Source organism: Thermobifida fusca NBRC 14071 = JCM 3263 (assembly GCF_001592045.1).
Classification (GTDB): Bacteria; Actinomycetota; Actinomycetes; order Streptosporangiales; family Streptosporangiaceae; genus Thermobifida; species Thermobifida fusca.
Genome location: NZ_BCWB01000004.1, coordinates 30,145 through 45,254, shown reverse-complemented (window position 1 = coordinate 45,254; position 15,110 = coordinate 30,145). Strand labels below are relative to the sequence as shown.

General features: G+C 66.1%; 14 protein-coding genes. 9 read left to right on the top strand and 5 right to left on the bottom strand.

Annotation, left to right across the window (positions count from 1 at the left end; translation table 11 throughout):
* Nucleotides 1-11 precede the first annotated feature (11 nt).
* From TF1_RS00565 to TF1_RS00540, 6 genes are all read left to right on the top strand, one after another.
* Nucleotides 12-242 (top strand): hypothetical protein, encoded by a 231-nt coding sequence (locus TF1_RS00565; protein ID WP_011291872.1) that lies wholly within the window; start codon nt 12-14, stop codon nt 240-242.
* A gap of 602 nt (nt 243-844) precedes the next feature.
* On the top strand, nt 845-1,378 hold the full coding sequence (locus tag TF1_RS00560; RefSeq protein ID WP_011291873.1) for a globin domain-containing protein: 534 nt from the start codon (nt 845-847) through the stop codon (nt 1,376-1,378).
* 204 nt (nt 1,379-1,582) lie between these two features.
* Nucleotides 1,583-3,271 carry a DEAD/DEAH box helicase gene (locus TF1_RS00555; protein ID WP_011291874.1) on the top strand — a complete coding sequence of 563 codons (1,689 nt, stop codon included), beginning with the start codon at nt 1,583-1,585 and terminating at the stop codon, nt 3,269-3,271.
* A 518-nt stretch (nt 3,272-3,789) separates the two neighbouring features.
* Complete coding sequence (locus tag TF1_RS00550; protein ID WP_104613076.1) at nt 3,790-5,679, top strand: outer membrane protein assembly factor BamB family protein; 1,890 nt, start codon at nt 3,790-3,792, stop codon at nt 5,677-5,679.
* A gap of 505 nt (nt 5,680-6,184) precedes the next feature.
* Entirely contained in the window at nt 6,185-6,694 is a 510-nt protein-coding gene (locus TF1_RS00545; RefSeq protein ID WP_104613075.1) for a hypothetical protein, read from the top strand.
* 122 nt (nt 6,695-6,816) lie between these two features.
* Complete coding sequence (locus TF1_RS00540; RefSeq protein WP_011291877.1) at nt 6,817-7,221, top strand: four-helix bundle copper-binding protein; 405 nt, start codon at nt 6,817-6,819, stop codon at nt 7,219-7,221.
* A 189-nt stretch (nt 7,222-7,410) separates the two neighbouring features.
* Here the strand turns inward: TF1_RS00540 and TF1_RS00535 are convergent, their stop codons facing one another.
* From TF1_RS00535 to TF1_RS00525, 3 genes are all read right to left on the bottom strand, one after another.
* Nucleotides 7,411-8,358, bottom strand: coding sequence for a CPBP family intramembrane glutamic endopeptidase (locus tag TF1_RS00535; RefSeq protein ID WP_016188654.1), 948 nt, complete (start codon nt 8,356-8,358; stop codon nt 7,411-7,413).
* 473 nt (nt 8,359-8,831) lie between these two features.
* Entirely contained in the window at nt 8,832-9,101 is a 270-nt protein-coding gene (locus tag TF1_RS16610) for a hypothetical protein (protein ID WP_016188655.1), read from the bottom strand.
* 583 nt (nt 9,102-9,684) lie between these two features.
* Nucleotides 9,685-10,665 (bottom strand): HTH domain-containing protein, encoded by a 981-nt coding sequence (locus tag TF1_RS00525; protein WP_082797677.1) that lies wholly within the window; start codon nt 10,663-10,665, stop codon nt 9,685-9,687.
* 75 nt (nt 10,666-10,740) lie between these two features.
* On the opposite strand from TF1_RS00525, the gene TF1_RS00520 reads away from it, so the two are divergent.
* Both TF1_RS00520 and TF1_RS00515 read left to right on the top strand, forming a co-directional pair.
* A complete protein-coding gene (locus tag TF1_RS00520; RefSeq protein ID WP_011291881.1) occupies nt 10,741-11,730 on the top strand; it encodes an ATP-binding cassette domain-containing protein in 990 nt (329 codons plus the stop codon).
* Nucleotides 11,727-12,485, top strand: a complete 759-nt coding sequence (locus TF1_RS00515) for an ABC transporter permease (protein WP_011291882.1) — start codon at nt 11,727-11,729, stop codon at nt 12,483-12,485. Before TF1_RS00520 ends, TF1_RS00515 begins: the two co-directional genes overlap by 4 nt.
* Nucleotides 12,486-12,655: 170 nt before the next feature.
* Here the strand turns inward: TF1_RS00515 and TF1_RS00510 are convergent, their stop codons facing one another.
* Complete coding sequence (locus tag TF1_RS00510) at nt 12,656-12,856, bottom strand: hypothetical protein (protein ID WP_011291883.1); 201 nt, start codon at nt 12,854-12,856, stop codon at nt 12,656-12,658.
* 34 nt (nt 12,857-12,890) lie between these two features.
* Nucleotides 12,891-13,709: a hypothetical protein gene (locus tag TF1_RS00505; protein ID WP_061783510.1), complete on the bottom strand. Its 819-nt coding sequence runs from the start codon at nt 13,707-13,709 to the stop codon at nt 12,891-12,893.
* Nucleotides 13,710-14,193: 484 nt separating this feature from the next.
* Here TF1_RS00505 and TF1_RS00500 point away from each other — a divergent pair, with 484 nt between their 5' ends.
* Complete coding sequence (locus TF1_RS00500) at nt 14,194-14,943, top strand: tyrosine-protein phosphatase (protein ID WP_016188658.1); 750 nt, start codon at nt 14,194-14,196, stop codon at nt 14,941-14,943.
* Nucleotides 14,944-15,110 lie beyond the last annotated feature (167 nt).

Below are 15,110 nucleotides of genomic sequence, written 5' to 3'. Positions count from 1 at the left end.
AGGTTGGTTCGGTGGCAAGCGAGCGTAAGAAAATTCTGCTCCGGCTCGACCCGGCGGTGTATGACGCGCTTGCCAAATGGGCTAGTGACGAGCTGCGCAGCACGAACGCGCAGATCGAGTTTCTTTTACGTCGGGCGCTCATCGACGCGGGCCGTATGCCTCAGGGAGTCAAAGCGATCCCCCGCCGGGGCCGCCCCCGCAAGCAGGACACCTCACCGCCCGCGGACGACTCCCCTTCCTAACCCTCAACACTGCGGTGGTGCCGTGCCAGGCATGCCTGGCACGGCACCACCGCATTCCCTTTGGAGCGCCGGACGGCCGCACAGACGACACACGCGGCACGTACCCCCAGGAGCGTCCTCAGGCGCGGGGAGTACCGAGACGCTGACTCCGGATCATAAGAGTGCACAGCTCGGCCCCCGTGACTTCCCTCACAAAAAACCGAAGGGACAACAGGGGAAACTCTTCTCTTTTCTGGCAAATCTTCCTGTTGAGTATCGAACAGGCTCCACAGCGTATCGGAAACACCGAAAAGAGAGCGGATAGCAAGGCGGGAGCACTAGAGTCCAAAGTCCCGCAAAAAGACCATGGAATTTCGGTGTGAAAAAACCCTCCTGTCCGCGAAGGGTGCCCCGGATTAAAGCACGGTGAACGACGGTCTAAAGTAGCTGTCAGAGCCTGTCCCACCAGCAAGGACTAGGTCTCCAAGAGGTTTGTCGTTCCTATTTTTTGATGGTATTCGACATCCTGTTTTATTTTCCGGAACTATTTGTGCTGCCTGGAAAATTTGCTGGGAGACAAAAAGATATTTCTGGGGGATAGGAGAAAAGGGGAGGAAAACGTTATGGCTATTGCGGTGACCCGAGAGCTGCCGCGCCCCGACCTCCGGACGGTCAGCCTCGTCCAGGCCCTCTGCGCCGACCTCTTGGACCAGCCAGAAGTCCTGGCTGACCGCTTCTACCACCACCTGTTCCGGCTGCTGCCCAGCTGCCGCGACCTGTTCCCCGAGGACATGGGGGAACAGCACGTCCGGATGGCCCGCGTCCTCGTCGAAGTCGTCAACCATCTCGACGAACCCGAAAAGACTTGGGATACCCTACGTAAGCTCGGTGAGTACCACTACGTCCGATGGGGACTGGGACTGGAGGAGTACCGCTGCGTCGGACACGCGCTGATCGAGGCGGCCCGCGACATCTCTCTTGAGTGGGCTCCCTCAGTAGGCTCGGCGTGGGTCACCGTTTACGAGTGGATCGTCTCGGCCATGCTCAGTGGAGCGGCCGAAGCCGCACAGGCGCGATCTGGAAGGAGAACCCGAGCCGGTAGGCCCATGACTCCGCCCTCCAACGCGGAGAATGGTAAACCTACAGCGGCTTCTTGATTGAGCGGTCTTCTCCGCGTCTCACCCCACGGCGGACGCGGATGTCCCTGATCCCCGGTTCTTCCGCGCGCCACGGGTGAGCGGCTGCTGACCGTGCTGAACGAGGGATAGATCGCGCACGGTAAGGGGCCGTTGTGAGCGCGGGGAGACGCCGACGCAGTCGGCCAGTCCCGTGCGTGTGTGTTCAGCGACGAGGAGCCGCAATTGACGGAGAAGACCATTACAGAACAGTTCAGTTTCGCCGACCTTGGCCTCCGGCCGGAACTGCTCGATGCCCTCGCCGAGGTCGGCTACGAGGAGCCCACGGCCATCCAACGCGAGGCGATCCCCTCGCTGTTGGAAGGCCGTGACCTGCTCGGCCAGGCCGCAACCGGTACGGGGAAGACCGCAGCCTTCTCCCTGCCGATCCTGCACCGGCTGCCGGACAGCGACCGCGGGGACACTCCCTCGGCGCTCATCCTGGTGCCCACCCGGGAACTGGCCTTGCAAGTATCGGAAGCACTCCACCGCTACGGCCGCCACCTGAAGGCACGCATCCTCCCCATCTACGGCGGCCAGCCCATCGGCCGCCAGTTGCGGGCCCTGGAACGCGGTGTCGACGTCGTCGTCGCCACCCCGGGACGGGCCCTCGACCACATCGGCCGCGGCACCCTCGTCCTGGACACGGTGCGCACGGTCGTCTTGGACGAAGCCGACGAGATGCTCGACATGGGCTTCGCCGAAGACATCGAGGCGATCATCGAAGAAGTGCCGGAGAACCGCCAGACAGTGCTGTTCTCGGCAACCATGCCCGACCGCATCGAAGGCATCGCCCGACGCCACCTCACCGACCCGGTGCGCGTACGCATCGCCCGCACTTCTCCCGCACCCGGAGAAGAGCCGAAAGTCCGGCAGAACGCCTACATCGTGGCCCGCCCCTACAAACCCGCGGCCCTGGGACGCGTCCTCGACATGGAATCCCCCACCGCGGCCCTCGTGTTCTGCCGCACCCGTGAGGAAGTCGACCAGCTCACCGAGACGCTCAACGCTCGGGGATACCGCGCTGAAGCGCTCCACGGCGGCATGAGCCAGGAACAGCGCGACCGGGTCATGGCGCGCCTCCGCGGAGGAACCGCCGACCTCCTCATCGCCACGGACGTCGCCGCCCGCGGACTCGACATCGAACACCTCACCCACGTGGTCAACTACAATGTGCCGTCGGCAACCGAAACCTACGTGCACCGCATCGGCCGCGTGGGGCGGGCCGGCCGAGAAGGCGTCGCGATCACCCTCGTCGAGCCGCGGGAACACCGGATGCTCAAAACCATTCAGCGCAGCACGAGCGGCCCGATCAGCGTCGAGAAGCTCCCCACCGTCGCGGACCTGCGGGCCCGCCGCGTCGAACTGACCCGTGCTGCGCTCCACGAAGCTCTGAAGGAGGAGGACGACGACCGCGAGGCGTTCCGCGTGGTCGTGGAGTCGCTCGCCGAAGAGTTCGACATCATGGAGATCGCGCTGGCCGCGGTGAAACTGGCGCATGAAGCCAGCGGCGCCGTCACCGAAGAGGAGGAGATCCCCGAACCGGTGCTCCGCCCCGAGCGGAGCGAACGCCGCGAACGCCGTGGACGGCGCGGCGGACCGGGCCGCGGTGAACGGCGCGGCCGAGGCCCCTCCGACGGCATGACCCGCCTCTTCGTCGGCATTGGACGCAACGCCCGGGTCCGCCCCCAAGACCTTGTGGGAGCGATCGCCGGGGAGACCGCATTGAGCGGACGGGACATCGGCGCGATCGAAATCGCTGACCGCTTCTCCCTGGTGGAAGTGCCCGAATCCACTGCCGACGGTGTGATCGCGGCACTGAAGAAAAGCACGATTAAAGGACGCCGCACCGTCGTACGCCGCGAACGCTTCTAACCCCCGTCGCCGCGCCGCCTTCCGGGCACGCAGGTGACGAAAAGTGGCCGTGGGCCTGGGTGCATCCCAGGCCCACCGTGCTGCCCCGCACCGGAAACGACATCAGATCCGGTGCCGGGACTGTTTTCCAGGAATTCACGCGAGAATACGGAAGCCGCGGCTCTGCGAAGACTCGCCGCACCCCCGGAAATAGTGCAAAGAGTTCCCCGCAACGGTAGTCGCAGAGACAAAATCCTCGTAAACTTCCTTCAATAGGAGAAACGGTGGGAAAGATGACTGCCGAAGCCTTCCGTCTGAACCGATGACCGCGGTGGCCGATGCACCCGGGAAACGGTGCGGGGTTTCGACCTGCGGCCTCCTAGCGCCGTGGCGGGACCACCCAACTGGCCACGAGGACTCCGCCATCCGTGTTCGGTTCCATTGGCGGGAATTCGTCGGTTCGTCGACGATGGAGGCACACCCCCGGCAGCCCTCGTCGCCGCACCACTGAATATCCGCCGAGGAGCCGAACCACGACCATGCCCCCTGTACCGCTACACCTCTCCCATACCCTCCGCCGTTTCCTCACCTGGGTCGGCATGGGATTGTTAACGGTGGGCGCCCTGGTCGGCCTGGTCAGCCCTCTGCTCTTCGGAGACAGCGGCGAAGGCCCGGACCTTCTCCCCATCATCCGCGTCTTCTTCTGGGCGCTGGCCGGACTCCTCGGCTGGCTGACCCTGTTGCAACTCTTCGAACGCGTCCCGGAAGAGCACCAGAACGCGGCCTCGCGGCGCCCGGTACTCCTGTGCTGGGTCCTCGTCGGCGTGACCGCGCTCATGGCCCTGGTAGAGACCCCGCGGTGGCTGTTCGGCCTCACCACCCCCGGCCCCGGCAGCACCCCCTGGTCGGTGGTGGGATGGACCGGGCTGGTGGCCATGACCGGGGGCGCGACGATCATGGCGGTGTGCGGCCGCAACCACCGGCCCCGCTCACTGGGAATGCCCCTGACTGGACTGGCGTGCGGCACCGCAACAGCGTTGCTCCTGGCCACCGGGGTGTGGGCGGCCGCCGCGGACGCCCTCGTCTCGCACACCACCGCCACCGCAGCAGAGGCACGCCCCGTCCCCACCACCGTGGAACGGGTGGCCTGGCGCTGGCACCCGCCGCACGGGGCACGCACTCACCGCGTGCTGGCCACTGCCGCCGGCGCGGTCGTCGACGTCGGCGACGGGGTGATCGCCCTGGACACCGTCACCGGAAAGGAGACGTGGCACTACCGCCGACTGGGCTCAGAGGTGACCGCCAACGTCACCCCTGACGGCCGCACCGTCGTCCTCTTCTTCACCGTCTACGACCACCGGGGATACCGGGACACGCTGCTCACCTTGGACGCCGCCACTGGCCAGGTCCGCAGCAGCACTCCGATGAACCTGGGGCGGGACGCCGAACAGCGGCGCCGGATCAGTCGGATCGGAGGCATCGCCCCTATCGACCTTCTCACCAAGGATGCGCGGATCCTGCTGGACCACGGCGACGACGGCTGGCAGCTCACCGCCCGCGCCCTCGACACCGACGCCCAGCGCTGGACCGCGCCGCTCGACCCTCACTGCCTGGTCGACCGGCGGCCGCGGACCTGGATCCGCGCCTTCCCCGACGCTGTCGTGGTCTCCCAGGACTGCCACGACGAATTGGGCGCCCCCACCAGACTCGCTACCGACTGGGAGGACGGGGTGCTCGGCGGACGGACCGAACTGCGGGGAGGAACGAGCCGCTTGACCGCGTTCGACGCGGCCACCGGCCAGGAGCTGTGGCGCACCGAATATCCGGGGGAAGGCCCGGTCGGCCCTAACCCGGAGATCAGCTACCACCACACCGGCTACCGCTCCCACCTCCACCCGGTCACCTCCGACGGCTCGGTCGTCGCCGTGGAGAAATGGGGGTCCGACATCCGCTACCTGGTGGTCGACCGGGCCACCGGCGAGATCCTGGTCGACGACCTGGACCTCACCGAACACGGCCACAGCGCACATTTCACCGCGGACACGGTCTCCGTGGTACGGATCGACACAGAAGACGGCGGGCGGCTGGTGCACGAGCGCCGCTCCCTGGACGGCCAGCTTGTGCAGAGCGCCGCCAGTGGCGCCCCCTATCCGCATGTGCTCGCAGGAACCTCGTGGGTGGATCTCGCTGACGCCGCCGTCATGGTGCACCTCAGCAAGGACGCGGCGACCGGAGGCGGATACGACGTGGACGTGACGGCGTGGGACAGCAAAACCGAACCGCTGACCTTGGAACTCGAGGGGATGCTCCCCGCCACCGGGATCTCCCAGGTGCGAGTACTTCCCGTCCCCGGGGCCCTCGTCGTCTTCGAAGACATCGCCGATTCCCTCACCGGTGAGCGGGAGCGGCCCATCTTCGGGCTGCGCTGACTGCCGCAGAGCACAGCAGTCCACAGTCCGCCCAGGCCCTAGCACCCCGCGCCCCTGATGGCAGGGGAGACCCGGCACACACCGTCCCGCCAGACCGGGGGCGGCGGCCGCAGCATCGCACCGCCGGACAAGGGGCAAGTGACTGCGGGGCAGAACTGTTCCGCGCAGCCCACACCAGCCGCGGAAACGCCTCAAAGCGAAGAACCAGTCAAAGGAAAAGCCGCCGTTCGCCTGCGGGGAAGAGCACGCCCAACCCCTAGAACACCATTCTCCGAAGAGCGTTCTTTTCGGTTTTTCGCCAACAAAGGTTGGCCGAAAGTGGCCAGAGATACCGTACAAAAACGAAGAGCAGCGAACTTCTGTGACAGCGAGTGACGAAACAGGGTCAACAGTAAGAGATAGTGGTTTTCCGGGAAATTGTTGGGGAAGAAGGGGCGATATGGATTCACCTCCCGTTACTTCATCGGTTCCGGAGAACCGCGCACAGCCGCGAGGTGTGGTTCTCATGGCCCTGCTCGGATTTTTCGCGGCGATGAGTGCCAGTTCCATGTTGGCCGACACGGCATCGCTGCTGATCGCCCTCGGCGGATCGATTCTGGCTACTTTCATCGTCGTCGTGATGGGGACCCGCGGGGGGATCTTCGAAACATCGGTTGTAGCCACCCCTCGAAAACAGCGGCGCTGGTTCATTCTCATCGCGGCAAGCCAGATTGTGGTGAGCATCGCGGCCGGGGCTGTCCTCGTCTTCCTGGACCAGACCGAGCTGGCCTCCGGAATCATCTGCGCTCTCGTAGGACTCCACTTCCTCCCGCTCGCCGCTGTTTTCCGGCGCGCGGTGTACCTGTGGGCCGGGCTGCTGCTCTGCGCGATCGGGGCCGCAGGGATCGCGCTGCTGCTGAGCGGGCACGCAGAAACCGCGCGCCTCGCCGTGGGCTTCACCGCGGCCATCGTCCTCTGGCTGACCGCGCTCCTCATCGGCCTTCCCACCGGGGGACCAAAAACCGAGGAATCCTAGGCCGCCTCGGGAAAGATCACCAGGTTAGGCTCCGTCCCAGGCGGATAGCGGATGGGTCACGGTCCGGTCTGGCCGAAGCCCGGACCAGCACAGGCCGCAGTACACCCGGGAAGGAGAACACGATGAGTGTCGCGGGACAGATGCTGGAGACCTATCCGCAGAGTCTGGGCGGAGTCGACCAGGAGAAACTGCGGGCATGCATCGAAGCGTGCTTCGAATGCGCTCAGGCGTGCACCGCATGCGCAGACGCCTGCCTGAGCGAGGACAGGGTTGCGGAACTCACCAAGTGCATCCGCACTGATCTGGACTGCGCTGATATCTGCGAAACCACTGGGCGGGTGCTGTCCCGGCACACCGGTTACGACGCTAACCTCACCCGCGCGATCCTGGAGGCCTGCGCCGAAGCCTGCAAAGTGTGTGCGGACGAGTGCGCCCGCCACGCTGACCACCACGAGCACTGTCGGGTGTGTGCCGAAGCATGCCGCCGCTGCGAGATGGTCTGCCGGGAACTGCTCGCTTCCCTGTGAGCCGCCGGTGACACCACCTCTGCTCGTCCGGCCTCGCCGTGGGCCAGGCGAGCGGGACGTCTGGGGAGGGAAGCCCCAGGCCCAACCACGACAGCGCCGCTCCGGGGCACTTCCTGGGCTCCGGAACGGCGCTGTCGTCGCGGTAGGAGAGCGGAGCGGTGCCCTGGAGGAGGGCACCGCCCGCCCAGGCTATTCGAGCTCCTTGTGAGGTTCAGGGCGCTCCGGTTCCACCGGAGCGGGCCGGAACTGGCCGGTAGCCCACAGCACCGCAACGAGCAGGATGGGGACGATCCACCCGCTCCACCCGAGGATGGAGGCGTGCACGGTGTTGACTGTCTGCCCGGCCTGGGCGAACACCAGGTGGAATCCGGCCGCGGCATTGAAGGAGGAGTGCGCGAGCGCTGCGGGCCACACGGAGGCGGACCGCATGCGCAGCCAGCCGAAGACAGCGCCGATGATGACGCACATTCCCACCATCATGAGCAGGCCCAGCCAACCGGGCGCATCCGGGTAGTTGTAGCCGAGCAAGATCACCGGCGCATGCCACAGACCCCAGATGATGCCGCTGATCAGCAGGGCAGGTGCGGCACCGAACCGGTACAGGCGCGGCAGCAGCCAGCCCCGCCAGCCCAGCTCTTCACCCAGTGCCGGAATGAGGTTGAGGAACGCGCCGATGATGACGTTCACGAATTGGAAGGCGAGCAGGACACCGATCGGAATGTCGGGGATGGGTATACCCAGCTCTGCCACGCCGGCGTCGATGAGCTCCTGGAATCCGGAGAGGTGGGCAAAGTCCGCTGGGTACACGCCGAGCAGGGCGCCGACCGGCAGTGCGACCAGGATAAGCAGGATCGGGACGACCAAGGCGAGCGCGAGATAGCCGATCAACCGGCCCGCGGGGGTCAGCGGCCACAGGGCAAGGGAGCGGGCCCGCTGCGGTGGGCGTTCCACGAAGAAGACGACCACGAGCGCCGCGATTGCGGGCGTACCCATCATGGCCACGGCAATGGGGTAGAAGAGCGGGTCCTCAAGCCCGTCGCCGAGCCACAGCGGGAGCGCAAGCAGCCACGACAGGCCAAACGAAAGAAGCAGGAAGACGGACAGGGACAGGGCAAAAGGGCTGCGATCGGCAGTCATACTCCCTCTCTGAGTTTCGGGGGCGGTGGCCGATTGCCGCCAGCGCTGCTGCGCGGTACAGGGCAGGGTGGGGGAAGGAGCCGGGGCGCGGATGTCCGGCTCGCGGCCCGCCAGTGGGGGAGAGGCAACCAAGGCTCGCACCGCAATCCCCGGTCCACAGCAGTGGCCGTCGGTGCTGTCCTGCACAACGGGTGCCCCCTTCCTCGGCACGGTACGCCGCAGGCGCCCCCAGCACCGGTGCAGCGCTGCCGCGCGGCCAAGAGCACAGGGGCGGCACGGGGGCCAGACCAGGGCACGGCCAGCGCGGGACTGTTCGGCGTCACAGCTCCGACTATAGGGGGTTCCGTACTGGACAGTAGGTCGACCTGCGGGCGGCACGGTCCTTCCCACCCACGCTGTGTGTGACTCGAACGACTGCAGCGCAAGTCCTGGTCTTCAGGTCGAGGCGGCTAGCGTTGCTGTTCGATATACCTCTAGATGATCTCTAGTTGGTGCGCCACCGCATGACGCGGCGAGGTATGAAGGCGACCACAGGTAATGGCGATATGTCGCACCGCGACCTTCGGCGGGGATTTAGCGAGCAGATCCACGTCGATCAGGCGCGCCTCGAAGCTGGCGCAGACCTTGGCGAACATCTCGCGCCGGGTGATCAGGGTTGACTTGTGTTCCAGGGTTTCCGCGGTCCGCCGCACCACGGCTTCGGCTTCCGGCGTCAAATCAGCCCGGTCAAACTCGAACATCACGTCAGAGTGCAGCGCGATCGTCTCCGTGTTCCCGTCACTGGTGCCGCGTAAGCGGTACGGCAGGAATCCCCGTCTTTCCAAAAAGGGAGGACGTCACACTGCTTGCGACCGGTTGGGGTATGCGCTGGCTTCCCTCGTGCTGAGCGCGGTGCTGTCCCCGATTCTGGCGGGGGAGTTGCGGGGACCGGTCGCCAACCCGCTCGCGATCCCTGCGCTCTTCGCGGTCAATGCCGCGTGGGGGACGGGGTGTGGGCTCGTTGCCCTTGGAGTGCAGCATCTGCGCGGCCGTCGAGCTTGAGGAACAAGTGCCGCGAGGCAGGGGGGGCGACGGGGGAGAACCTCGGGAACACGGCGAAGCTGGGGGAGGGAGCGGCGCCTTCAGGCAGCCCTCCAGCAGCCAATCAAAAATCTACAACGTAAAGCTGGGGGTTGTGAAGATTACAGACAACCCCCAGCAACCGCCCACACAATCGCGACCGAAAAACACACCAGAGTCCACTACCTCGAACAGTCCTCCGTGCTGTCGCACGAAGGCGGGACGGTCCGCGCCCTCGGTGGCTCGGCACCGTGCTGTCCGTGCCGCTCATGACTCGGACGGGAGCGGTCCAGCCGACTCGGCGGCGCGCAGGAACCGTCCCGCACAGGCCTGCAGGTAGTCGCGGAATTCGGGCGGGTCCACCACGGTGAAGTCTGCGTCGAGGGAGGCGAGGAGCATGGCCGGCCAGTCGAAGAAGTCCGTGTGCAAGGTGAGCCGGCACCGGTCGCCGTCCAGTTCCTCCACTGTTCCCCACGAACCCACAGCCCGCCGGACGGTGTCGGCGGCTGCAGCCACTTCGACCACCACCCGGTACTGCGGGGGCAGCTCCCGGCTGTGCTTTCGCACGAATTCCGCCGGATCACCGCCGGGAATCTCGCGGGGGATGAACCGTGCCCCTGTCGCCTCCGGATCCGTGATGCGGTCGACCCGGAACGTGCGCCAGTCTCCCCGGCCCACATCCCAGGCGATCAGGTACCAGCGGTGCCACAGCGACACCAGGTGGTGGGGTTCCACCAGTTTCAAGGACCGTGTGCCGTCGCGGGCAAGGCGGGTGAAGCGCAGGATCTCGGTGTCCCGGCAGGTCTGCGCGAGCACCGTGAGGATGACCGCGTTGACCGCTGGTGCGTTGCTGCGAAGGGCGGGCAGGGTGAAGGGGCGCAGCGCTTCCACTCGCTTGCTCAGCCGGGGCGGCATCACCTGGACGACCTTCGCGAGGGCTCGCACCGCTGTTTCTTCGACGCCGGTCACCGTGCTCTGCGCGGCCGTGCACAGGCTCACGGCGATGGCGACGGCTTCCTCGTCGTCGAGGAGCAGCGGGGGGAGGGCCGTACCCGACCGCAGTTGGTAGCCGCCGGCCACTCCTCGTGTTGCCTCGACCGGGTATCCCAGTTCCCGCAACCGGTCTACGTCACGGCGCAGGGTACGTTCACTCACCCCTAGTTGCTCTGCGAGTTCCCTACCGGACCAATACCGTTGAGTCTGCAGCAGGGATAGCAAGCGCAGCATTCGCGTGCTCGTATTAGCCATGGTTTCAGCATGCCGCATATTACGGACGCGCGATGACCGCAATAACCTTTAGAGTGGTTTGTCGTGAATGAGACAATGATCCACGCTAGTGCGTTGACCAAACACTTCACCACCCGGAAACGGACGGTGGAAGCGGTCCGCGGCATCGACCTGAACGTTGAAGCAGGGGAGATGGTAGCGATCCTAGGCCCCAACGGGGCCGGAAAGTCCACCACCCTGCGGATGCTCACCACGCTTCTCCTCCCCACCTCAGGCACCGCCCAAGTCGCGGGAGCCGACATCCGCACCCAACCGCGCCAAGTGCGCTCCCGTATCGGCTACGTCGGCCAAGGCACCGGATCGGGGTACAACCAGCGCGGTCGAGACGAACTCATCAGCCAGGGGCGCGCCTACGGGATGAGTACGGACCAGGCCCGCCGCCGCGCCGAGGAACTCATCGCCTCCCTCGACTTGAGCAATGTCGCCGACCGGCGTTCCTCCTCCCTGTCGGGAGGCCAGAAACGCCGGCTGGACATCGCCCTGGGGCTGATGCACACGCCGCCACTGCTGTTCCTCGACGAACCGTCCACCGGGCTAGACCCGCAAAACCGGGCCAACCTGCATGAACACATCCGTGAACTGCGTTCCCGGCACGACACTACGATCGTGTTCACCACCCACTACCTGGACGAGGCCGACCAACTCGCGGAACGTGTGGTGGTGATCGACCACGGCACGATCATCGCCGATGACACCCCGGAACGGTTGAAAGCCGAATACGCGGGCGACCGCATCACGCTCACGTTCGACCGGGCCGACGACGCCAAGCGGGCTTTTGGCCATCTCATGGCCCGGGCGGAAAGCGCGCGGGGTACCCACGACGGTGTCCGCGTGGTGCTGGAGGTTGACGGCGGCTCCCGGCTCGCACCCGCCCTGCTGCGGGAGCTCGAAGAAGCCGACCTGCCGGTCGCTGCGGTGGAGATCGCCCGGCCTACGCTCGACGACGTGTTCCTCAACTTGACGGGCCGCAGCCTCCGCGACGCCGCTGCTTCGGAGCCTGCCGCTACCCAGGAGGTCCCGGCATGACCATTCCCACCACGCCTCTCACTGACACTATCACCGTTTTCGTCCGTGAACTCCGGCCTGTGCTGCGTGACCCGTTCACGGTGGTCTTCAGCCTGGTGCAGCCGCTGGTTTTCCTCGCCCTGTTCGCTCCTCTGCTGCCTGAAGGGCTGTCGGGCGAGTCGACCCTGCAGTGGTTTGTGCCCGGCATCATCGTGATGTCGTGCCTGTTTGCCACGATGTCGACCGGAGCGAACCTGCTGTTTGAGATCCAGCTCGGTTCGCACGAGCGCATGCTGGTCTCGCCGCTGCGCCGTTCGTCGCTGATCGTGGGGCGGGCGTTGAAAGAGATCGTGCCGGTGCTCGCCCAGACGGTGATCATTCTTGCCGCGACTATCCCATTCGGGTTCCGTCCCCACGTGGTGGGGGCGCTCGGCGGCCTGTTGATCATCAGTGTGTTCAGTGTCGGTGTGGGTGCTCTCTCCTATGCGCTGGCGCTGGTGTCCAAGGACCGGCACTGGCTGTTCTGGGGGGTTCAGCAGACGGTGCTGTTCCCGCTGGTGCTGCTGGCCGGCATCATGCTGCCGGTCGAGGGCGGTCCTGGATGGTTGCGTACCATGTCCCTGCTCAACCCGCTGACCTACGTGGTCAACGCGGAACGCGCCTTGTTCAACGGGGTGTGGGACACGTCGGTGGTTGCGTGGGGCGCGCTGTCGGCGGTCGTCACGGCCGTGCTCGGCCTGTGGGTGGGCATTGTCACGATGCGTCGCGCGCACTGATGCTGCCGGGCTCCTCTCGGAAGGGGCAGGCCCCAGCGGGAGAGGGGATGATTATGTCTTCTGCGGTGCCTGGCGGGCTCCCGTCAGGCACCGTGTCCTTGCTGTGGGTGCGGATAGAGCCGTCTGGGTGTTTCTGGCGAGGCCGGGGCGGGGCTGTGTGGACGGTGGTGTCAGCGGCGGCGCCGCGTGAACAGGCGGCGCAGCAGAGAGTCGTTGCGGATCTCTGCGCGGGCGTCGAAGTAGCAGACCGCGGCGTGTGCTGACGGGGCGCCGAGCCGTTCCATTTCCGCGGTGAAGAGTTTGGCTGACTCGGCAGTCCACATCGGCTGGGCGACCAGGATGCGGGGCGTCGGTCTGCTGCGGTCGTTCACGGTCTGCCACTCCGTCCCCGCTGTGTCCGAGGAGTCAGAGGAAAGCGGCTAACACGTTGCTGATCTCGCGTGCCGCGGCGCTGACGGCGTATTGGACGGCTTCCTCGGACAGCAGCTCGTAGCTGTCGGTGCTGGGATCGGGGGTCATGACATCAATCGACACGCACCCCAGGATCTCCGACCTGGTGGAGCTCCGCCCGATCAGTGGGGTGGCAAGGATGACGCTGAACTTGCCCCGAGCCCGCTGCCATTCACGGTAACTCATCCCGAGTGTCCGGGACTGTTCGGGGGGTTCTTGCTGTTCGCGTTGGGCAAGTTCGTGCCATTCCGCTTCGGTGAGGCTCTCCAGTTGCCGGTCGAGGGCGGCGACATCCACGATGAGCAGGCGGCCCAAGGTTACACAGCGGCCGATGACGCCGACCCCGGGCCGCCAGGTGATACCGGAGACACTGGTGGCTCGGAACCGTGCCCACGCTAGCGGGACGAGTTGTTCGTGGTGGAACGGCCATATGCCGGTGCGGACCCGCAGATGCACGGTGGCGCCCAGGTCCCGCACGTCGATCCCGGTTTCGTCTTGGATGCGGAACAGGAGGGCGTGCAGGGAGTAGGTGACTCCCTGGCGGATGTTGCGGAGGGTGACTTCAGACTTTTCTGAACGCCACTGGTGGATCGCTGAGGCGGTCAAGCTCAAGAAGAGCAAGGTGATGCTGACCGAGGCGAGTCGGAATTCCTCGCGGGGAGAGAACTGCCAGAGCTCGGCCTCGTGTCCGGCGAGAGCGAGACCGGCAAGGAACGTGAGGGTGGCGCTGAGGATTTTTGCACCAAGTCTGACCTGACTCCAATGCGGGCCCACAACCTCATGTTTATCACAGAAGGTAAATAGATTTTTTCATTATGTAATTGCTTTGTGGGGTGGGTTGCGCCGGGTATTGCGGGATATTTCCGGTGATAGCGGACGCCATGCGTGGAGGGGATTGTGGCCACTCCGTTGCAGAGGGGAAAGAAACGAGGGCTTCAGTAAACTCCAGGGCCCGCACCGCGCCCCCATGGTCCCCCGGCACTAGCGCAGGCATGCGTGCGGCAGCGCCGCGCGAAGCACCCCGTCATCGTCCTTCCGCACAGCAGCGTGATCCTGTCGAGAGCAGACAGCCGGCCCCCCGTGCATCGGCCACCCCGCCATGGTGACGAGCCCGACCATCTCGCGAGAGCGCGCGACGTGCTGGCGTGACCCCACTGCCCGCAGGAAGGAACGCGGTCGGCAATGCGGCCGAGACTTCTCGCCCACACCGGTAGGACCGCCGATTGTCCCGTATTGGGGCGTAAGCGAAGATGGCGGAGTGACTCAGATCAGTGAACCCCCCGCTTCCCCCGTCTTCACGGCCCTGATGAACTTCCGCGACGTGGGTGGAGTCCGCACCACGGACGGCGGCAGGATTCGCATGGGACGGCTCTACCGCAGTGCCACCCCCCAGTTCCTCACCGTTGACGAAGCCCGCCAGCTCGCCCACGGTCTCGGGGTGCGCACCCGAGTCGACCTGCGCGGCCGACGCGAGGCCCGCGAAGCCGCCAGCCCGGCGCTCGCGGAAACCGGCATGGCCACAGCACACCTGCCGCTGTATGCGGCACGCCGGATGGCGAAGGCCCAGCCTACGAGCAGTGCCGCCATCGCCGCCCACTACCTGGGCTACCTGGAGCACTCTGGGGACACGTTCGCGCGCATCGTGCGCCTGCTAGGAGAGCACCGGAACCTGCCCGTCCTCGTGCACTGCGCTGCAGGCAAAGACCGCACCGGGGCCGCGGTGGCGCTCATCCTCGCCGCAGCGGGAGCAGACCGCGACGACATCGTGGCCGACTACGCGCGGACCGCCGACCATCTCGATGCACTCCACGCCCAGCTCAGCACGGTCCCCGCCTACCAGCAGCGGCTGGCCGCCATGCCGGAGGAGACCTTCAGCGCCTTCCCCGAAACCATGGAGATCTTCCTTGACCGGCTCGCCGCCGAGTACGGCGGAGCCCACGGTTACCTCCAGAGCCGCGGAGTCACCGCAGACGAACTCCACCGCTTGGTGGACGCCCTCGTCGCATAGGCAGTCCTTGCTGCTTCCCGGTGCATGCGCGGGCAGAAACGGCTTCCCGGTCCTCAAGACTGCGGTGGGACATTCCGCTCAAGAAACCGCAAAGCACGCACAAAAAGGGGTGAGGTGCTGCCGGGCGGGGGTAGCCGCGCAGCCGCCGCAACGTATCCGACAAGGAG